Annotated in this window: 22 protein-coding genes; 11 read left to right on the plus strand and 11 right to left on the minus strand. The window is 71.4% G+C overall.

Annotation, left to right across the window (positions count from 1 at the left end):
• Positions 1-10 precede the first annotated feature (10 nt).
• Positions 11-994, plus strand: a complete 984-nt coding sequence (locus tag DEJ29_RS01525) for a diacylglycerol/lipid kinase family protein (RefSeq protein ID WP_111094381.1) — start codon at positions 11-13, stop codon at positions 992-994.
• On the opposite strand, the gene DEJ29_RS01530 is transcribed toward DEJ29_RS01525, so the two are convergent.
• Positions 991-1,701 carry a GAF and ANTAR domain-containing protein gene (locus DEJ29_RS01530; RefSeq protein ID WP_111094380.1) on the minus strand — a complete coding sequence of 237 codons (711 nt, stop codon included), beginning with the start codon at positions 1,699-1,701 and terminating at the stop codon, positions 991-993. The two genes, DEJ29_RS01525 and DEJ29_RS01530, sit on opposite strands and share 4 nt — an antisense overlap.
• Positions 1,702-1,898: 197 nt before the next feature.
• Here DEJ29_RS01530 and DEJ29_RS01535 point away from each other — a divergent pair, with 197 nt between their 5' ends.
• The 3 genes from DEJ29_RS01535 to DEJ29_RS01545 all read left to right on the plus strand — a co-directional run bounded on the left by DEJ29_RS01535 (position 1,899) and on the right by DEJ29_RS01545 (position 4,034).
• Complete coding sequence (locus tag DEJ29_RS01535; protein WP_084740785.1) at positions 1,899-2,630, plus strand: S1 family peptidase; 732 nt, start codon at positions 1,899-1,901, stop codon at positions 2,628-2,630.
• Between the two features lie 145 nt (positions 2,631-2,775).
• Positions 2,776-3,663, plus strand: a complete 888-nt coding sequence (locus tag DEJ29_RS01540) for an SDR family oxidoreductase (protein ID WP_110858568.1) — start codon at positions 2,776-2,778, stop codon at positions 3,661-3,663.
• 80 nt (positions 3,664-3,743) lie between these two features.
• Positions 3,744-4,034: a Dabb family protein gene (locus DEJ29_RS01545; RefSeq protein ID WP_181438132.1), complete on the plus strand. Its 291-nt coding sequence runs from the start codon at positions 3,744-3,746 to the stop codon at positions 4,032-4,034.
• Positions 4,035-4,074: 40 nt separating this feature from the next.
• Here the strand turns inward: DEJ29_RS01545 and DEJ29_RS01550 are convergent, their stop codons facing one another.
• Entirely contained in the window at positions 4,075-4,923 is an 849-nt protein-coding gene (locus DEJ29_RS01550) for a helix-turn-helix transcriptional regulator (protein ID WP_111094378.1), read from the minus strand.
• Positions 4,924-5,009: 86 nt separating this feature from the next.
• On the opposite strand from DEJ29_RS01550, the gene DEJ29_RS01555 reads away from it, so the two are divergent.
• Both DEJ29_RS01555 and DEJ29_RS01560 read left to right on the plus strand, forming a co-directional pair.
• Positions 5,010-5,795 carry an SDR family NAD(P)-dependent oxidoreductase gene (locus tag DEJ29_RS01555; protein WP_111094377.1) on the plus strand — a complete coding sequence of 262 codons (786 nt, stop codon included), beginning with the start codon at positions 5,010-5,012 and terminating at the stop codon, positions 5,793-5,795.
• A 38-nt stretch (positions 5,796-5,833) separates the two neighbouring features.
• Positions 5,834-6,253, plus strand: a complete 420-nt coding sequence (locus DEJ29_RS01560; protein ID WP_111094376.1) for a Rid family hydrolase — start codon at positions 5,834-5,836, stop codon at positions 6,251-6,253.
• A 52-nt stretch (positions 6,254-6,305) separates the two neighbouring features.
• On the opposite strand, the gene DEJ29_RS01565 is transcribed toward DEJ29_RS01560, so the two are convergent.
• The 3 genes from DEJ29_RS01565 to DEJ29_RS01575 form a co-directional block, all read right to left on the minus strand.
• Positions 6,306-6,806, minus strand: coding sequence for a hypothetical protein (locus tag DEJ29_RS01565; protein ID WP_258320882.1), 501 nt, complete (start codon positions 6,804-6,806; stop codon positions 6,306-6,308).
• 20 nt (positions 6,807-6,826) lie between these two features.
• Positions 6,827-7,624 (minus strand): L-threonylcarbamoyladenylate synthase, encoded by a 798-nt coding sequence (locus tag DEJ29_RS01570; RefSeq protein WP_111054793.1) that lies wholly within the window; start codon positions 7,622-7,624, stop codon positions 6,827-6,829.
• 187 nt (positions 7,625-7,811) lie between these two features.
• Positions 7,812-9,335 carry a putative Ig domain-containing protein gene (locus DEJ29_RS01575; RefSeq protein WP_181438131.1) on the minus strand — a complete coding sequence of 508 codons (1,524 nt, stop codon included), beginning with the start codon at positions 9,333-9,335 and terminating at the stop codon, positions 7,812-7,814.
• A gap of 250 nt (positions 9,336-9,585) precedes the next feature.
• Here DEJ29_RS01575 and DEJ29_RS01580 point away from each other — a divergent pair, with 250 nt between their 5' ends.
• Together DEJ29_RS01580 and DEJ29_RS01585 are read left to right on the plus strand one after the other, a co-directional pair.
• Positions 9,586-9,897 (plus strand): PadR family transcriptional regulator, encoded by a 312-nt coding sequence (locus DEJ29_RS01580; RefSeq protein WP_111094374.1) that lies wholly within the window; start codon positions 9,586-9,588, stop codon positions 9,895-9,897.
• Entirely contained in the window at positions 9,894-10,841 is a 948-nt protein-coding gene (locus tag DEJ29_RS01585) for a hypothetical protein (protein WP_111094373.1), read from the plus strand. Before DEJ29_RS01580 ends, DEJ29_RS01585 begins: the two co-directional genes overlap by 4 nt.
• Before the next feature lie 44 nt (positions 10,842-10,885).
• On the opposite strand, the gene DEJ29_RS01590 is transcribed toward DEJ29_RS01585, so the two are convergent.
• Positions 10,886-11,728: a helix-turn-helix transcriptional regulator gene (locus DEJ29_RS01590; protein ID WP_111094372.1), complete on the minus strand. Its 843-nt coding sequence runs from the start codon at positions 11,726-11,728 to the stop codon at positions 10,886-10,888.
• A 102-nt stretch (positions 11,729-11,830) separates the two neighbouring features.
• Between DEJ29_RS01590 and DEJ29_RS01595 the strand changes: the two genes are divergently transcribed.
• Positions 11,831-12,514: an SDR family NAD(P)-dependent oxidoreductase gene (locus DEJ29_RS01595; RefSeq protein ID WP_111094371.1), complete on the plus strand. Its 684-nt coding sequence runs from the start codon at positions 11,831-11,833 to the stop codon at positions 12,512-12,514.
• A gap of 66 nt (positions 12,515-12,580) precedes the next feature.
• Here DEJ29_RS01595 and poxB read toward each other — a convergent pair whose 3' ends face one another.
• Positions 12,581-14,305 carry a ubiquinone-dependent pyruvate dehydrogenase gene (gene poxB, locus DEJ29_RS01600; protein WP_111094370.1) on the minus strand — a complete coding sequence of 575 codons (1,725 nt, stop codon included), beginning with the start codon at positions 14,303-14,305 and terminating at the stop codon, positions 12,581-12,583.
• A 98-nt stretch (positions 14,306-14,403) separates the two neighbouring features.
• Here poxB and DEJ29_RS01605 point away from each other — a divergent pair, with 98 nt between their 5' ends.
• Positions 14,404-15,111, plus strand: a complete 708-nt coding sequence (locus DEJ29_RS01605) for a phosphatase PAP2 family protein (RefSeq protein WP_181438130.1) — start codon at positions 14,404-14,406, stop codon at positions 15,109-15,111.
• Positions 15,112-15,205: 94 nt separating this feature from the next.
• On the opposite strand, the gene DEJ29_RS01610 is transcribed toward DEJ29_RS01605, so the two are convergent.
• On the minus strand, positions 15,206-16,450 hold the full coding sequence (locus DEJ29_RS01610; protein ID WP_111094368.1) for a multidrug effflux MFS transporter: 1,245 nt from the start codon (positions 16,448-16,450) through the stop codon (positions 15,206-15,208).
• A gap of 46 nt (positions 16,451-16,496) precedes the next feature.
• Between DEJ29_RS01610 and DEJ29_RS01615 the strand changes: the two genes are divergently transcribed.
• A complete protein-coding gene (locus DEJ29_RS01615) occupies positions 16,497-16,937 on the plus strand; it encodes a MarR family winged helix-turn-helix transcriptional regulator (RefSeq protein ID WP_258375896.1) in 441 nt (146 codons plus the stop codon).
• Here the strand turns inward: DEJ29_RS01615 and soxR are convergent.
• Genes soxR through DEJ29_RS01630 form a run of 3 tightly spaced genes read right to left on the minus strand, consistent with a single transcriptional unit; the run spans position 16,934 to position 18,979 of the window.
• Positions 16,934-17,467, minus strand: a complete 534-nt coding sequence (gene soxR / locus DEJ29_RS01620; protein WP_111094367.1) for a redox-sensitive transcriptional activator SoxR — start codon at positions 17,465-17,467, stop codon at positions 16,934-16,936. The genes DEJ29_RS01615 and soxR overlap by 4 nt on opposite strands.
• Before the next feature lie 10 nt (positions 17,468-17,477).
• On the minus strand, positions 17,478-18,521 hold the full coding sequence (locus DEJ29_RS01625; protein ID WP_258375895.1) for a YdcF family protein: 1,044 nt from the start codon (positions 18,519-18,521) through the stop codon (positions 17,478-17,480).
• A gap of 2 nt (positions 18,522-18,523) precedes the next feature.
• A complete protein-coding gene (locus DEJ29_RS01630) occupies positions 18,524-18,979 on the minus strand; it encodes an iron chaperone (protein WP_220037086.1) in 456 nt (151 codons plus the stop codon).
• Positions 18,980-19,047: the final 68 nt, after the last annotated feature.

Below are 19,047 nucleotides of genomic sequence, written 5' to 3' on the forward strand. Positions count from 1 at the left end.
CACCAGCCCCGTGCCGAACCTCCCGGACGAACCCCAGCAGCTCCGAGCAGCGGTGGTCGTGAACCCGACCAAGATCGACCAGGCCCGGCTCCGGGCCGTGCTCCGCACCGAGGAGCGCACACACGGATGGGCCGAGTCGCTCTGGTTCGAGACGAGCGCCGACGACGACGGACGGGCGGCTGCCCGGGCCGCACGCGACGCCCACCCGAGCGTCGTCCTCGTCGCCGGTGGTGACGGCACGCTCCGGGTCGTCGCCGCGGAACTCCGCGGCACCGGGATCCCGGTGGCGCTCCTCCCCAGCGGCACCGGCAACCTGTTCGCGCGGAACCTCGGGCTGCCCCTCGGCGACCTGGTGCGGTCCGTCCGAGCGGGCTTCAGCGGGACGGACCGCCCGATCGACGTCGGGCTGGCCGACCTGACCGACCCTGCGGGCACCACCACGTCGCGGGCGTTCCTGGTGATGACCGGCATCGGGCTCGATGCGAGCATGGCTGCGGACACGAACGCCTGGGTCAAGAAGCGGTTGGGGTGGGTGGCCTACTCGGATCCCATCGCGCGGTCGGTGATCGGCAACCGCCAGATCCCGGTGCACTACGGGATCGACGACGGTCCGCTCCGCAGCATGAGCGCCCACACGATCATCGTCGGGAACTGCGGCACGCTGACCGCGGGCATCCTGCTGCTCCCCGCTGCCCGACCGGACGACGGGATCCTCGACGCCGTGGCGTTCCGGCCTGCCGGGTGGCTCGGCTGGACCAAGGTCGGGTACGTCCTGACGCTCAACCGGTTCTTCTCGCGCACCGGGTTCGGGCGGCTCCTGGCCCGGGTCCTGCCGACCTCACGCGTGCTCCGGTACACGCGCGCTCGGACGCTCCGGCTGACCGTCGGCACCCCGGAGCGGGTGCAGCTCGACGGCGACGCGTTCGGCGAAGTGGTCGCCGTGACGCTCACCACCCACCACCACGGCCTGGTCCTCCGGACGGAACCGGTCTAGCCGGCGCTGCCGAGGTCGGCACCGCGGTGCACGACGTCCTCTGCCAGCGCCCGGATGCCTCGACCTGCATCGCCAGCAGCACGTCGGAGCAGTTGGAAGGCCTCGTCCATCCGGATGCCCCGGCGGTAGGCGAGCGCGCCCTTGGCCTGTTCCAGGAGCACACGGGCTTCGAGCGCGTCCTCGACCTGGTCCTCGATGGTGACGGACGTGCCACGGTCCCGCTGCCGGACGAGGGCAGCCGACGCCACGTCAGCGAACAGCTGGAGCAGCGCGACGTCCTGGTCGCTGTGCCCGCGGGTGTGGTCGGCGAAGACGCACAACGAGCCGATGGTCCGGCCGCGCAGGCGGATCGGCTCGGCGAACGTGCCCTGCAGCCCCTGTTCGCGCATCGCCGCCGAGAAGGCGGGCCACTCCGACTCGTGCGTGGACACGTCGGGCACGTCGACGGTCTTCCCCGCCCGGTAGCAGTCGAGGCACGACCCCTCCTGGGTGCCGAGCTGTGCCTCCTCCGTCTCACTGCTGCGCTCGCTGGTCGAGGCGATGACCTGCAGGGCACCGGTCCGGTCGGCCAGGACGACCCCCGCCTCCGTCGCCGAGGTCCCCTCGACACAAGCAGCGATCACGCGGTCCATGGCGTCCAGTACCTCGAGGTCCGGAGCCATCGCCCACGCCAACCGGTCTCGGAACTCCGCCGCCTCACTCGTCATGCTTCGAAGGTACGACGGGCTCGATGACGCACGGCTCAGTCAGTTCGCGGTCCGGATCACCGTCAGCGCGCTGTCCCGCAGGGTCGTCGGTCGCGTCCGTCGAAGTGCGGACTGGTGCGACCCCTGAACAGGGGGTCAGGATGACGCATCAGTTGCACAGAGCAACTGGCAGGTGCTTCACCGACAGAGGAGTCGTCATGAAGAAGTCCATCGCAGCCGCGTTCGCCGCGGTCGCCGTCATCACCGCCGGCGTGTTCGCCGCTTCGCCCGCGTCCGCGCTGCCCGTCAGCACGAAGGTCGTCGGCGGCGAGAAGGCCCCCACCACCTCGTGGGCGGTGCAGCTCGAAGCCTCCGGCGGGAGCATCCCCTCGGGCTACGTCAGCAACTGCACCGGCGAGCAGCTCAACGCCTCGTGGATCCTCACCGCCCGGCACTGCATCGACGGCATCGGCGCGATGAACGTGTACCACTCGAACTCCACCGTCAACCGCGGTACGGCCGTCGCCGTCGACCGCGTCAGCGCCTCGCCGGCGGGTGACATCGCGCTCGTGCACCTGCGGACCGCCTACTCGCTGTCCACCTACGCACCCCTCGACCTCACCGCGACGGCCAAGTCGAGCGGCACCGGCACCATCCAGGGCTACGGCCTGCGTGCGAACGCGACCCAGTCCGACGGCCTGTACCAGGCCACGGTCTCGCTCACCGGCGCGAGCACCGACGCCTTCAGCGGTCGTGCCCAGCACCTCACCGGCGTGACCGGCGCCTCGAACCACGGCGACTCGGGCGGCCCGCTGCTCGTCAACGGCAAGGTCGTTGCCGTCTGCTCCACCGGCGACAGCGCCGACCCCGGCGCGAACACCAAGGCCGGCTCCAACTACGCCCTGCTGTCGCAGGCCTCGTCCTGGATCCGGACCACGGCCGGCGTCTGAACCACCTGACGGACTGGAGGCGCGGTGTCAGCTGGCACCGCGCCTCCAGTCCGTCCCCACCCGTCTCCAGAACCGGGGTCGCCTGCTCGGCGTCCGTCGCCCACCAGCTGAGCGCCCGTGCGGGCGCCGCGACGACAGTGGGGCCATGAGCCAGTACGAGAAGCGCGATCCGAACACCCTCTACCCGGCACCGCCGTACCCGAAGCAGGAGCAGTCGCTGCCGGGCGCCGCGTGGAAGATGGACCCGAAGCCCGACCACGGCGAGGAGAGCTACGTCGGGCTCGGACGGCTGAAGGGGTACCGCGGCATCGTCACCGGTGCTGATTCCGGCATCGGCCGTGCCGCCGCCATCGCCCTGTCGCGCGAAGGCGCGGACCTGGTGCTCTCGTACCTGCCGGACGAGCAGGAGGACGCGGAACAGGTCCGCGACCTGCTCGAGTCCGAGGGGCGTCGCGCCGTGCTGTTCCCCGGCGACATCTCCGACGAGCAGTACTGCACGGACCTGGTGCAGAAGGGCGTCGACGAGTTCGGCGGTCTCGACACCCTGGTCATGGTCGCGGGGCGCATGGAGAGCAACGAGGACATCCTCACGCTCGACACCTCGATGTTCGACTCCACCTTCAAGACCAACATCTACTCGCTGTTCTGGCTGACCAAGGCCGCCGTGCCGCACCTCGAGCCCGGTTCGACCATCGTGACGACCGGTTCGATCCAGGCGTCGACGCCCTCGCCGGACAAGATCGACTACGCCGTGTCGAAGGGCGCGATCAAGCTCTTCACCGAGGCCGTCGCGCAGCAGCTCGCGCCGAAGGGCATCCGTGTGAACTCCGTTGCCCCGGGGCCGGTGTGGACACCGCTGCAGCCCGGCTCCGACGACGCCGAGACGGTGTCGCACTTCGGCGAGAGCTCGCCGTTCGGCCGTCCCGGTCAGCCCGCCGAGCTCGGTGCTGCCTACGTGCACCTGGTCAGCCCGGAGTCGAGCTACCAGTCCGGGTCGACGATCACGATCGCGGGCGGGACGCCGGCGTTCTGATCTGCCTTGTTCGAGTTCTGAGGTTCTGAGGTTCTGGGTTTCGCGTTCTTGCGTTCGAGGAAGGGGACCATGTGTCCGGAGTGACGCACACCGTGCTGGTCGAGTGGGACGGGGAGGACCGGTCGTCCGAGGCCACGGCCCTGTCGCGTGAGCACCTGCCGAGGGTCGAGGGGGTCGAGTCCGTGCAGGCCGGCACGAGCGTGAGCACCGAGGGGTTGGAGGGCGGGTTCCACTGGATGCTCGTCGTCCGGTTCCGCGATCGTGCCGCGCTCACCGGGTACCTGCCGCACCCGGAGCACCGGCCGGTGGCCGAGTTCATCGGTGCGGCGAGTGCGCGGGTCGTCGTGTTCGACGTCGAGGACGCCGACTGACCGCTGCGGCCGGGTCCGGCGTCGCGGACGGGCTGGACGCCTAGGACCGGACCTGCTCGGCCGCGAGCAGCCCGAGGAGCGACAGGGCGTCGGCGTCGGGTGAGCCGACCGGGGCCGTGTAGAGCACCAGGTGCTGGTCGCGGTCGGTGAGCGCGAGGCTGTCGCAGTCGACCGTGACCGATCCGACCGACGGGTGCTGGAAGGTCTTGGTGAGCACGGACGTCATCTGCACGTCGTGCTGGTCCCAGAGCCGCCCGAACTCGCTGTCGCCCGCACCGAGCTCCTCGATCAGGTTGCCCACGGCGGGGTCGTCCGGGTACCGGGTCCGGGCCGCTCGGAGCTGCATGACGACGTGGCGCCGGAACTCGGCGCCGTCGGAGATCCCGTAGGGCGGCGGAGTCTCCGGACCGGGGTGTGCGGGGAACGCCCGCCGTGCCAGGTTCCGCTCGGCCGGGTCGAGCACCGAGAAGTCCTCCATGAGCGCTGCAGCGAGGGGGTTCCACGCGAGCACGTCGAAGGTGGCGGACAGGACGATCGCAGCGGTCTGCGGCAGCCGGTCCACCAGCGCGAGGATGCTCGGCCGGACGTCGCGGCGTACCCGGCCCAGCTGCAGTGCGGCCGTGCCGGCCAGTGCGTGCAGGTGGTCGGACTCCGCCGAGGTGAGCAGGAGCGCCCCGGCGATGCCCGCGAGGACCTCGGCGGAGGGTCGGGGTGCGCGACCCCGCTCGAGCCGGACGTAGTACTCGGTGGAGATGTGGGCGAGGACCGCTACTTCCTCACGACGGAGCCCGGGCGTCCGACGTCGTGGCCCCGACGGCAGCCCGACGTCCTCGGGGCGCAGGCGTTCGCGTCGAGAGCGGAGGAACACGGCGAGTTCCGGCTTGTCCATGGCACGAGTCTCCACCGGTTCGGCGCCCGGATCCTGGTACCGCTCGTACCTGTATCCGGGCAGTCGTCCGGCGTGACGCTGGTCCCGTGAACAACGAAACCACCACCACCAGTCCCATCGGCCTCCTGTCCGACAAGGTCGTCCTCATCACCGGCGCGAGCCGCGGCATCGGTGCGGCGGCCGCCCGGCTCTTCGCTCGGGAGGGCGCCCGGGTCGTCCTCGCCGCCCGCAGCACCGCCGCACTCGACGCCGTCGTCGCCGACGTCCGAGCGGCCGGGGGCACGGCCGATGCCGTCGCACTCGACCTCGCCGACCCCGCCAGCATCCGTGCAGCGGTCGCCCGCGTCGACGAGCTGCACGGTCGGCTCGACGGGGCCTTCAACAACGGCGCGACCATCCAGCAGCCCGGGCCGCTCGACACCACCACCGACGAGGACATCGACACCCAGTTCGCGGTGAACTTCCGCGGACACTGGGTGGCGATGAACGCCGAAGCCGAACTGATGCGTCGCAGCGCGGGTGGCGCCATCGTCAACACCTCGAGCATCGGCAGCCGCCGCGCCAACCCGGCGCTGCCCGCCTACGGTGCGATGAAGCGTGCGCTGAACAGCATCACCGAGACCGCGGCCGTCACCTGGGCTCCGGCGCACATCCGGGTGAACGGCATCACCCCCGGCGGCACCGCGACCGAGATGATCGACGCGTGGGAGGCGGCGACACCGGGCATCGTCGACCAGATCAACGCCACGGTGCCGCTCGGTCGGATGGCCGAGCCCGAGGAGGTCGCCGAGGTCGCGGCCTGGCTGCTCAGTGATCGCGCGTCGATGGTCACCGGGGCGATCGTCCCCGTGGACGGCGGCGCCGGAGCCTGACGCCGAACGCTCCGGGCCTCCCTGGCAGGATGACGGGCATGGCCAGCACTGTCCGCCTCATCCGGTCCGACGTCCTGAGCGACGCGGCGCAGTACGCGTACGCGTCCACCGTGCCGGCCGGGACGCGGCTCGTGTTCCTCGCCGGGGCCTGCCCGCTGGCCCCGGACGGGTCGACCGTCGCGGTCGGCGACTACGCGGGCCAGGCTGCCCGGTGCATCGAGACGATGCAGGAGGCGCTGCGTGCCGCAGGTGCGTCCATCGAGGACGTCGTGAGCACCCGGGTGCTCGTGGCGTCCTCGCGGCAGGCCGACCTCGTCACCGCATGGCAGGTGGTGCGCGATGCCTTCGGCGCGCACGACGTGCCGAGCACCCTGCTCGGGGTCACGGTGCTCGGCTACGACGACCAGCTGGTCGAGATCGAAGCCGTCGCGGCCGTCGCCGACGGCCAGGCCACGTGACGGCGCGAGGCGTCGAGGTTCCCGCGCTCCCGCGCTCCCGCGCACGCTCGCCTCAGAAGCCCGGACCCGCTTTGACCAGCGCGATGCCGACACCGACGAGCGCGAGGACGAGACCGGCCACGAACGTCCGCGGGGACGGGTTCTCCCCGCGGAGCCTGGCCACGACGGGCCCGAGGAGGGCGAGCCGGACCACGAGGTACGCGATCGCGATGATCTCGGCCGCGAGCCCGGACGTGCCGGTCAGCCAGGCGTAGGCGAGGACGGCAGCCGGCAGGAAACCGGAGGTGAGGATGGGCAGCGAATCTCGCAGCTCGGCGCGGACGGTCTCCCCGGTGAGGCGGTGGTCGCTCCGCGCACGTCGTCCGACCGATTCGGCGAAGGTGTGTGCGAGGAAGGTCGAGAACGCGGTGGCGAGGACGTACCAGAGCCCCCGACCGCTCTCGGCGGTGTCCGGGAGCATGGGTGCGATCGTGCCGAGGATCACGATGTTGCCGTACACGAACGCGGTGATGCGGCTCGAGGCGTCCTCACGCGACAGGCGTCTCCGGCCCACGGAAGTCCTCTCGTGCGGGCTCAGTAGTACTCACCCTGCCGGTAGTCCCAGCTCGTGAACGTGTCCGCGAGCAGCCCCATGATCCGGTCGACGTCGAGCCCCTTGCGGATCAGCGTCGGTGCGGGGACGACCGATCGGCGTCCGTCCTGCAGCGGGATCAGGGTCCCCGTGCTGTCGACCATCGACACCATGACGCCCTGCTCGTAGCGGGTCTCGGCACTCTGCTCCGGCTGGATGGACGCGACGTAGTCGTCCGCCTCGACGATCACGTCGGCGCGCTCGGCGATGCGCTCGCCGATGCCGTCGACCACGCCACGGTTGCCGGTGCCCGACGGGTTGGCCGAGCTCGCGAAGGCGAACTTGCCGTGCTCGGTCCAGAGTTCGCGGGCGGCGAGCTCACCGGGGACGCCGAACTTGATGACGAAGCAGGACGTCCCGCGGGTGTCCATCATGAGTTCGTCGGAGCCGTCCGCCGGCAACGCCGCTCGGCCCTCGTCACTCCAGGGCAGGATGCACCCGAGCAGGATGTCCTCGTCCCAGCACCGCTGGTACAGGGCGTCGATCTCGGGGGTGAGCTGCGCGATGCTCCGGAGCATCTCGAGCGAGCTCACGAGCACGACGCCCGGCTTGTTGCGGTTGCGTTCCTTCGCGTCGAACTTCCGCTCCAGACCCGCGCGGTCCGAGGTCATCAGGATGTAGCCGACCTTGGTGGGGACCACCGCCAGCCCGCCGTCGTGCAGCAGCGCGTCCACCGCACTGCGCGGCACGCCACCGTCCCAGTGCACCCGGTTCATGCTGACCTGCGTGTCGTCGTTCATGCCCGTCCTCGTCCCGTTCTGGAGTCAGACGATCGTCTGACAGCGGTAGCCTATGGACGGTGTCCGAGCCGGACAAGGGCGAAGGACCCGACCTGTGGGCCTTCTCCGAAGGGTTCAGGCGGGCTCGCAGCGAACGACCGAGGGGCCCAGCACGCGCTGGGCCCCTCGGTCGTTCATCGGTGGTGGGTCAGGATCGCTTCCGACGACGGGCCTGCAGCGCGATCACGCCGACGCCGGTCAGCGCGAGTCCCGCAGCCCACGGCAGCAGCTGCATCGCGTCGCTCCCGGTGTAGGCCAGCTGGCCGGTCGGGACGGCGGCGGAGACCGCGCTCGTCGGAGCGACAGGGGTCGCCACCGTCGAAGCGGTCGGACGGACGTCCACCGTGAACGCCGTCGCGAAGCGGCTCGACGCGACGGTCAGGGCATGGGTGGACGCGTGCGGGAACGTCACTTCGGCACCTGCCCACGGGTCGGTGTTCGGGACGATGACGTCGGAGGTGTGGTCGGACGTCACCGTGAACGGTGCCGGGTAGCCGTCGGCGCCGTCGACCTCGTTGCCGAAACGATCGACGAGGCTCCCGCCGACCAGGAGCGTGCCGCCCTGGTCGATGGTCGGCCGCCCACCCTCGAAGCCCACGCCCATGGAGCTGTAACCGCCGTCGGGCTCGGGGGTGGTCTCGTTCTGGAAGGTCCAGACGGTGCCGTCGCGCTCGATGACCCAGCTCGTGGAGTGCGCGGTGAGGAAGGTGTCCTTGTCCTCGGCCGTGACCCGCACGCCGAGCGGTGCCGAGGCGTCCGTCGTGAGGTTCACGTACTGCGATGCGATCGTCGTGCCGCTGGTCGCGACGATGCGGAAGGCGTACGTGCCCGAGTAGTCAGAGGTGCCGGACAGCACCCCGGTGGAGTGGTCGAGCGACAGACCGTAGGGGAGGTAACCAGATTCGTCTTGATCGGTCTCGTCGGCGTACGGGTCGTCGAGCGAGAAGTACTCCACCGAGTACGTCGGCTTCGGGAACCCGTCCGCGGCGAACGTGTGGGTGAACCGTTCCCCGGCCGTCGTGGACAGCATGACCGGCTCGTCCTCGGTGGTCGCCTCGGGGAACGAGGCGGCCTGTGTCACCGCAGCGGTCGACGCCGTTGCTGTCTGGTCGTCGTCGCCCGTGATCGTGACGGCGATGACCTTGCCGGCGTCCGAAGGGAGGACGAGGTAGGACTCGGTCGTGACGGGGAGCGTGGTGCCGTCACCCGTCCACGCGTAGGAGAGCGTGCCGGTGAAGCCCGTCCCCGTCGCGGTGAGGGTGCTGCCCACGGTCGCATCCCCGGCGATGGTCGCGGTGGGGTCGGCGACGGCGGGAGCAGACGTCGCCGGGGCGGCCGGAGCGCTGCTGGGCGCGGTGGTCTCGTCCGCGGGCACCTCCGTGTCCTCGGCGGCATCCGGAACCGGGACGACAGGAGTCGTCGCGTCGGGCGACGCTGCTGCGGTCTCCTCATCGGTGCCGGTGCCGGTGCCGGTGCCGGAGTCCGTGCCGGTTCCGGGCGCGGTGTCCTCGGTGGGGGCCGCGGCCGAGCCGGCTGACGCGGTCGCCGGTGCTGCTTCCGGCAGTTCTGCCGCCGAGGCAGACAGCGCCCCGAAGCCGGTGCTCAGGCCGATGACGGCGATCGTCGCGCCGATCGCGCATGCGCGTCGGAGTGTTGCGGTGCTGTGTGGCACGGGTTGTCCCCTCGGGTGTGCCGTCCGACAACGGCCGGACGAGTGCGATCGCCGGAAGCCGGCGCCCTCGGATCGTAGCCAACCTGTGAAGCGTCTTTGAGCCCGAGGGCAGGCATCACCCGCGAAGTGGGGGAGCGGCATCGCGCCGCAGTCGTCGCAGCGCTCACCTGGAGAGGTGGAAATATTCCCATTTCGGGCATATGGTCTCACCGTGCGAACAGCAGAGTTGCGAGAGCCGGCGTTCTGGGTCATGACCACCCTCGCCCGGGGACGGCTCCACGGGTACGGCATCATCCAGGCCGTCACCGAGCTCACGGAGGGCGACGTCGGCCTGCCGGTGACGACGCTGTACAAGACACTGGAACGTCTCGAACAGGACGGACTGGTGACCGGCGCCGGAGACGAAGTCGTTGGGGGGCGTCTCCGGCGCTACTTCGCCCTCACCACCCAGGGCGAACAGCGGCTCGCGCTGGAGACCGAGCGACTCGAGGTCAGGCTGCGCGCGGTGCGTGCCCGTCTGCCGCGCACGTCGAGCATCTCCGGCAAGGTGGCCGGAGCATGAGTGCCGAACTCGAAGCTCGGTACCGGCGACTGCTCGCCTGGTACCCGGCTGCGTGGCGTTCCGCGAACGCCGACGCGCTCGTCGGGACACTCCTCGACGTCGCCGAGGGCGAAGGCCGAGAGCGTCCGACCCGCCAGGAACGTCGGGCCATCGCCGAGCACGGCGTGGGCCTGCGGCTCGACGGGCTCGTGGTGGCCGATGTGCGGAACCCCGCGAGCACGGTGGCCCTGACCCTCGGCACCGGGCTTGCTCTCGCCGAGTTCCTGTTCTCGAGTTGGGCGCCGTGGATCACCGGCAACCCGGCTCCGGGATCGATGGTGCAGGTCGGACCCTTCCGCGACACGGGCTTCGTGTTCGCGGCGCTCTGGGTGATCGCCCTCGTCACTGCGCTCTCCGGCCGGTGGAACGTCGGGCGCGTCGTCCTGCTGGTGTCCGTGCTGCTCGGGACCGTGTCGCCGTACCTCCTGAACCGCTACCCGGGCGTCTGGAGTGTCGACCGGGCGACCTTGCTCCTGCTCAGCGCGTGCGCGGTCGTCGCGGTCCTCGGACGCCCGCACCGCTCCCAGCACACCGCGGCAGCAGCCGTCGGATGGTTCCTGCTCGGCGCCCTCAGCTACTGCAGCGTCAGCGATCCCGGACAGTGGCAGTACAGCCGGTCCCTGTGGGATGGGAACCTCTACGCCTGGTACGGGACGGCAGTGCTCGAGATCAGCGCCGTCGTTCTCGCGATCATGCGGTGGTGGCGGACAGCGTTCACGATCGTCCTGAGTCTCGTCCCGTACGTCGGGGCGCTCGCGGTGAACGAAGTCCGCGCGATGGACGTCGGGAGCGGGTCCGTCGAGTTGGTGGCACTCCCGGTGGCCCTCGGGCTGGTCCTGCTCGTCCTCCACAGTCGTGGTTCCCTTGCGCTCCCACCGCGGAGACCTGTGCGGCCCGCTCGCTAGTCCGGCCGCGTCGGAGTCGGGGCACACCGAAATCGAACCCCGCCTCACTCCACCAACGACTGCGTCCCCACCACGATCGCCAGGGCCAGCCGCTCCGCGTCCACCGATCCGGGCTCGGCCGTGTACGCCAGGATCCGCAGGTCCTCCGGCCCGACGACCAGGGTGTCGCAGTCGAGCGTGATCAGCCCGACGTCCGGGTGGTCGATCACCTTCCGGCGGGCGGTCTCGCCGAGCGCGGTCGCGCCGGAGTCCCACAGCTCGACGAACCGCGGGCTCGCCGCCCGAAGGTCCCGCACGAGCTGCTGCAGCTGGCGGTCGAGCGGGTAGCGGGCCGCGGTCATCCGGAGCCCCGCCACCAGGTTCGCCTCGAACGCCGCCTGCTCCTCGGGCGTGTGCACGGCGCGGCTGCCGGACCCCAGCAGGTGCCGCCACGCGGTGTTCCGGTCGTTCCCGCGCAGCGCCCCGATCGGCCCCATCAGGGCGTCGTACGGGGCGTTGGCGACGAGCAGGTTCCCCGCGGCGTCGAGCACCGCGACCGGGGTGTCCGCCAGGCGGTCGAGCAGTCGCTGCACGCTCGGTGGGATCCTCGACGGCACCACGTCGGCGCCGGGGACCGCGTGCCCGGCGAGCCGGTAGAGCAGCTCGCGGTCGGCATCGGCGACCCGCAGCGCCCGCGCGAGCGCCTCGACGACCTGGGCGGACGGCGAGGTCGCCCGCCCCTGCTCGAGCCGGGTCAGGTAGTCGGCGGAGATCCCCGCCAGCCCGGCCAGCTCCTCGCGCCGCAGACCGGTCGCACGCCGACGCGGCCCGACGACCACTCCCGCCGCCTCGGGGGAGACGTGGTCGCGCAGTCGCCGCAGGGTGTGCCCGAAGTCCGTGTCCGCCATGTCCCCAGTCTGCGCGTCGAGGGGCGCCCGGGTCCTGGCCCTGCTGGTCCCACGACAACCGGGCGACTCCCTGCGGTCGTCGCCGAGCGTGACGCTGGACCCATGACAACGACACTCATCACCGGGGCCACCCGCGGCCTCGGCAAGGAAACCGCCCGCCAGCTCGTCAAGGCGGGCCACACCGTCTGGATCGGCGCCCGTGACGCCGACCAGGGCGCCGCGGTCGCCGCCGAGATCGGCGCCCGCTCCGTCCAGCTCGACGTCCGCGACGACGACTCGGTCGCCGCGGCCTTCGCCCACGTCGACGCGAACGGCGGACTCGACGTGCTGGTCAACAACGCCGGCATCGCCGTCTGGGGGCAGAGCGGGCCCGAGGCGCTCGCCGTCTTCGACACGAACGCCGTCGGCACGATCCGCGCGACCGAGGCCGCGCTGCCGCTCCTGCGTCGCTCCGCGAACCCGATCGTCGTGAACCTCTCGAGCGCGCTCGGCTCCTTCACCGCCACCCACGACCCGTCGAAGCCGGCGTTCAGCGTGCCGGCCGTGGTCTACGGCGCGTCCAAGGCCGCCGTCTCGATGCTGACGGTGCAGTACGCACGCGTCGTGCCCGAGGTGCACTTCGTCGCGATCGAGCCCGGCTACACGGCCACCGAGTTCGGTGGCATGCCGAACCCGCACGGTCGCCCCGTCGAGGTCAGCGCGGCGACGATCGCGGCCGCCGCGAGCGCGGGCCCGGAGGGCCCCACCGGCGTGTTCCTGGAGGACGGCCAGACGCTCGGGTGGTGACGTCGTGACGGCCTGGAGGCCCGTGGCGGCGCCGCCACGGGCCTCCAGGCCGTCGTCCGGTCGCGTCTACAGCAGCTGGCGCGCGTTGGTGGACGCGAGGTCCAGCAGCTCGTCGCCGCGACCCGACAGCACCGTGCGGATGGCGTAGAGCGTGAAGCCCTTCGCCTGCTCGAGCGTGACCGCCGGGGGCATGGAGAGTTCCTGGCGGTTCGCGCGGACCGACACGAGCGCCGGGCCGTCGTGCGCGAGCGCGGCGGCCATGGCGTCCTCGAAGTCGTCGGACACGTCGACGTGGAACCCCTTGATGCCGATCGCCTCGGCGACGGCGGCGAAGTCCGGGTTCTGCAGCTCGGTGCCGTAGTTCACGAAGCCGGCGGCCTTCATCTCGAGCTCGACGAAGTTGAGCGACGAGTTGTCGAACACGACGATCTTCACCGGCAGCTTGTTCTGCACGATCGTGATGAGCTCACCGAGGAGCATCGTCAGCCCGCCGTCACCGGCCAGGGCGATCACCTGCCGGTCCGGGAACGCCGTCTGCGCACCGATCGCCTGCGGGACGGCGTTCGCCATCGTGCCGTGCACGAACGAGCCGATCAGCCGGCGCTTCCCGTTCATGGTGAGGTAGCGCGAGGCCCAGACGACGGGGGAGCCGACGTCGGGGATGAAGACGGCGTCCTCGGCGGCGAGCCGGTCGAGCACCCGGGCGACGTACTGCGGGTGCAGCGGCTTCTTCCTGCCGGCCGGCACCGCCAGGTCGTCGAGCTTCTCGCGGGTCTTCCGGTAGTGCCGCAGCGAGTCCTCCAGGTGCTTCGTCGGGTGCGAGCCGGTCAGCAGCGGGATGAGGGCGAGGGCGGTGTCCTTGACGGTGCCGACCAGCCCGATGTCGACGGGGTGCCGTCGGCCGAGCTGCGAGCCGCGGATGTCGACCTGCACGTGCTTCGCCTTGGCCGGGAAGAACTGCTGGTACGGGAAGTCCGTGCCGAGCATGAGCACGACGTCGGCGTCCTCCATCGCGCGGTACCCGGACGCGAAGCCGAGCAGCCCCGTCATGCCGACGTCGTACGGGTTGTCGTACTCGATGTACTCCTTGCCACGCAGCGCGTGCACGATCGGGGCCTGCAGCCGCTCGGCCAGGGCGACGACCTCGTCGTGGGCGTCCGCGACGCCGGCTCCGGCCAGGATCGTGATCCGGTCGGCACCGTTCAGCAGGTCGGCGGTGCGCTGTAGCTCGGCCTCGCTCGGCACGATGCGCGGGGTGGCCCGCTCGATGCGGGTGGTGCGGTCGTCCTTCGCCTCGGCGAGCAGCACGTCGCCCGGGATCACGAGCACGGCGACGCCGCGCTTCTCGATCGCCTCGCGCATCGCGATCTCGAGCAGGCGGGGCATCTGGACGGGGTCGGCGACGTACTCGACGTAGACGGAGCACTCGCGGAACAGCTCCTGCGGGTGCGTCTCCTGGAAGTAGCCGGAGCCGATCTCCGCCGTGGGGATGTGCGCGGCGATCGCCAGCACCGGCACCCGCGAACGGTTCGCGTCGTACAGGCCGTTGATCAGGTGCAGGTTGCCGGGCCCGCAGCTGCCGGCGCAGACGGTCAGGTCACCGGTCAGGGCGGCCTCGGCAGAGGCGGCGAACGCGGCCGCCTCCTCGTGACGGACGTGCTCCCACCGCATCGTGCCGTCCTTGCGCAAGGCGTCGGTGAAGCCGTTCAGGGAGTCCCCGGGCAGGCCGTAGACCCGGTGGATGTCGTTGGCGCGGAGGGTGGCGACGATGTTCTCGGCAACGGTTGGCATGCGTCCTGTCTACTCGCGACCGCTGCGCTGAACGCTTTCGGAGTTTTGTGAGGCTCACTCGCCCTGGGATGCCGGGGTCGTGCTGCGACGATGGCGGGATGACCGACGACGCGCCGCTCCTCCGTCCCCGCCGACGGGAGCGCGCCGCGTACGGGATCCTCGAGCGCTCGCCGTACCCGCTCGTCTCGGTGGCGATCGCCGTCATCGCGGTCGTCGTCATCACCATCGTCGGGTTCACCCTCGGCACCGTGGACCTCGGGCTGTCCAAAGCCCTCAACGCGCTGCACACCGGGTTCATCGGGGCGTTCAGCACGGCGGTCTACCACGTGATCAGTCCGGCACCGGCGATCGGGATCACGGTCGTCGTCGTCGCCGTGATCTGGTGGCGCACGCGCGACCTGCGACCGGCCCTGGCGTTCGGCGGCACCATCGCGATCACGTGGGTGCCGTCCGCGATCGTGAAGGAGATCGTGCACCGCGCCCGGCCCGACGTCGCCGTGCTGCCGCACCCGTTCCCCGTGCAGCCCGACCCCGGGTACCCGAGCGGGCACACGGTCTACATCACGGCGTTCGTCATCGCGCTGATCTGGCTGCTCCGCGAGACCCGGTGGCACCGGCTTGCCCTGACGCTCGGGGTCGTGGCCATCGTGATCGTGTTCTTCGCGGTGTCGATCGATGCGGTGCACTACCCGACCGACGCCGCTGCCTCGATCCTGTGGGCGCTCGCCGTGGCGCCGGGGGTGCGGGTGGTGTGGGTCGACTGGCTCATGCCGCGGGTGCCGTTCCTGCGGCCGGGGCGGGGCTGACGCCGGGCGGCTTGGGCTGGGGCGGTTGCGGGTGGTCTGGTCGACGCGGAACGACACTGTCGATGTCGTACGACGTCGACAGTGTCGTTCCGGGTCAGCGGAGGGTGCTGGTCCGGCCCCGCGCCGCGAGCAGCGCCACGACGGCCACCACGGCGGCGGCGAGCATCACGATCGCCAGCGGCGCCGCGGTGTCCGAGCCGCCGATGCTGACGAGCGGGGACACGAGCGCCGCGAGCCCGAACTGCAGGGCACCGAGCACGGCCGAGGCGCTGCCGGCGGCCGAGGGCACGGCACCGAGGGCGAGTGCCGTGGCGTTGCCGAGCACCAGGCCGAGCGAGCCCACCGCGGTGAACAGCGGCACGGCGAGCCAGATGACCGGCGCCCCGGACACGACGAGCAGCGCGAACGCCACGGTCGACGCGAGCACCAGCACGATGCCGAGCGACAGCACGCCCGTGACCGAACGGGTCGCGGTGAGCTTGGCGGACAGGATGCTGACGCCCATCAGCGCCAGGGCGTTCAGCCCGAAGGCCAGGCCGTAGCCGACCGTGCCGAAGCCGATCATGTCCTGGTACAGGAACGGCGACGCGGAGATGTAGGCCATCATCACGGCGAACGCGAAGCCGAACACCGCGGTGTAGCCGAGGAACGTGCGGGAGCGTAGGGCACGCAGGGCCGAGCCCGAGCCACGGCGTTCCTCGCGCAGGGCGTCGCGGTGTTCCTTCAGGTGGGTCTCGCGGATCACGGCGAGGACCGCGATGAGCATGACGACCGACAGGCCGAGCACGATCGAGAGCAGGCCGCGCCAGCCGATCGGACCGGTGAGCAGGCCGCCGAGCAGCGGTGCGACGACCGGGGCGACCCCGCCGACGATCATCATGAGGGAGAACGCGCGGGCGGCGGACTTGCCGGTCGCCAGGTCGGAGATGACCGCACGGCTGATCACCATGCCGGCCGCACCGCCGAGGCCCTGCAGCAGGCGGGCAGCGATGAGCACGCCGATGTTCGGCGCGAGCACCGCGGCGATGCTGGCGAGCACGCACACCGCGGCGCCGGCGATGAGCGGCGGCACGCGGCCGAACCGGTCGGACAGCGGGCCGAACACGAGCTGGCCCGCGGTCACGCCCACCAGGAACGCGGTCAGGGTGAGCTGGACGGCGGTGGCGCTCGCCCCGAGCTCGGTGGTCATCTGCGGGAACGCCGGCAGGTACAGGTCGGTGGCGAAGGGGGCGACGGCACTGAGCAGGCCGAGCACCAGGAGCAGCGCGGTCGTGATGCCCTGCTGCTTGGTCGTGGGTGTCGCGATCGTCGCGCGGATGGTTCCGGTGTCCGTGGTCATTGTTATGAAAGCATAACTCATTGCCCGAGATCGGTACAGTACGGTCATGCACTCCGCCGTGTCCGACCACGTCCTCGCCGAGTTCGCGGACGTCCTGCTCCGGATCGCGCGTGACATCGACCCGCACGGCTCGGAGACCCTCGACATCGTGCCGCTGACCGGCACCGAGGCGCTCGTGATGCGCTGGATCAACCGCAACCCCGGCACCTCGCCCAGTGCCACCGCCGAGGCGACCGCCCTGCAGCGCAGCAACCTCAGCGTCGCGCTCCGGTCGCTCGTGGCGAAGGGCATGGTCGAGCGGCGCCAGGACCCGGCGGACGCCCGGACCGTGCAGCTGCACTCGACCGCCCTGGCCCAGGAGAGCGTCGACCGGCTCTACCGGCACTGGTCGGACAAGCTCCGCACGGCCCTCGGTGGCGACGAGCGGGGTGCGGTCGAGGCGCTGGAGCTGCTGCAGCGGATCGACGACGGACTGCGCGCGGGCTAGGCGACGGCGTCCTCGGCGGCGGCAGCGGCGTCGTCGGCAGCGGTGTCGGCATCGTCGGCCGCCTCGTCCTGGATCGGCAGCAGGCGACGCGCGCCGTGCCCCTCGTCGCCCAGGGCATCACCGGGGTTCACGACCGAGCAGGCCCCGAGCGAGACGCACCCGCAGCCGATGCACTGCGTCATCTCCTGCTGCAGGCGCTCGAGCTCGAGCTGGCGGGCCCGCAGTCGTGCGCGCCACCGCTCGTTCAACCGGTTCCAGTCGCGCAGCGAGGGCATGCGGTCGGCGGGCAGGGCCTCGAACTGCTCGGCGACCTCGCTGAGCGGGATACCGAGGCGTTTGGCCACCTGGATGATCGCGATCCGCCGTTCGACGTGCCGCGGGTACATCCGCGTGCCGCCGTCGGTGCGTTCCGGGCGGATCAGGCCCTTGCGCTCGTAGAAGTGCAGGGCCGAGGCGGCGACGCCCGTGCGGCGGACGATCTCGCCGATGGGCAGCAGGTCGGTCGGCCGGGGTGCCTGGATCTCGACCATGGTGGAGATCCTACTGCTGGAAGGACTCCCAGAGCAGGAACCCCGTGAACAGCACGAACGGCGTGCAGGCGACCACGTTGAGCCAGCGGTGCTCGACGATCACCGCGGCGAACTCCCGCAGGAACGCACTCGGCACGTAGTAGGCCGCCGTGCGGGCGCCGACGACCTGGGCGGGCAGATCGAGGCGACGGGCCAGGGTCGCCGCCCGCAGCACGTGGTAGTTGTTCGTGACCACGACCATCTGGCCGTCCCGGCCGGCGGCCGTCTGCACGTCCCGCGAGAACCGCAGGTTCTCGCGGGTGTTCCGCGACGCGGTCTCCGCGACGACGTCGCCCGCGTCGGCACCGTGCGCCACCAGGTACTCGGCCATCGCGGTGCCCTCGGGGCGGGGTTCGTCGTCGCCCTGTCCGCCGGACGGCACGAGGAGCGGATGGCGTCCGGCGGCTCGTTCGGCCCGGTAGACGCCGAGCGCCCGGTCGAGCCGGCTCTGCAGCAGGGGCGGGACCTCGCCGTGCACCAGCCCGGAGCCGAGGACCACGATCGTGTCGGGGACGATGCCGTGCCGCGTCCGCCCGTAGACCACGGAGTACAGGGCGAACGCGACCAGCGACAGCGCGAAGTACCCGCAGACGAACACCATCAGGACGGCGACCGCGATCCTCGTGCCGTCCCACAGTGTGAAGCCCTCGCCGCTGCCCGAGACGAGCAGGGCGATGGCGATGGCCGGCAGCACGAACACCGCCACCCCGGCGGCGAGCGACAGCAGGTTGCCGACGCTGCGTCCCTCGGCGCGGAGCATCTGCAGACCGTTCGCGACCAGGGCGACGCCGAGCACCACCACGGCGAGCGGCACGAGCAGCAGCACCACGGCGACGAGCAGGCTGAACCCGGGGACCACCCTGGTCAGCACGGCCACGACCGTCGCGAGCCCGAACAGCACGGCCGCGGTCAGGAACACCCCGTTGCGGAGCATCCGCGGGTCCCGTCGCCGCCCCAGGACGTACAGCACCAGGAACAGCAGGGCGAAGACGGGAGCGGCGCCCAGCCCGAGCACCGTCAGCCGACCGCGCGACGGATCAGGTCGGCCACCCGTGCCTCGTCGGCCTCGGAGAACTCGGGGCTGATCGCCCACGACGTCGGCCAGAACGTGCCGTCGTCGAGCGCGGCCGAGTCCTGGAACCCGAGCGTCGCGTAGCGGGCCTTGAACTTCGCGGCGTCCTGGAAGAAGAACACCGCCTTGCCGTCCCGGGCGTAGGCGGGCATGCCGTACCAGAGCTTCGGCGCGAGCTCGGGCGCGACCTCGAGCGCGATGCGGTGGATGCGCTCCGCCAGCCCGCGGTCCGGCTGGGGCATCTCGGCGATCTTTGCCTCGACCGCAGCGGCGTCGGCTGCGGCCTTCTCGGCCCTGGTGCCCTTCGTGCCGCGAGCACGCTTGACCTCCGCGGCGTGCTCCTGCATCGCCGCACGCTCCTCGTCGGTGAAGGTGGTCTCGGTCTTCGTCGTCCGTGCCATCGTCGTCTCCTCGTGGTCTCGTGCACCCATCATGGGTCCGCGAAGCGAAGCATGCGAGGCCCGGGTCC

This window comes from Curtobacterium sp. MCPF17_021, from assembly GCF_003234605.2.
Taxonomy (GTDB): domain Bacteria; phylum Actinomycetota; class Actinomycetes; order Actinomycetales; family Microbacteriaceae; genus Curtobacterium; species Curtobacterium flaccumfaciens.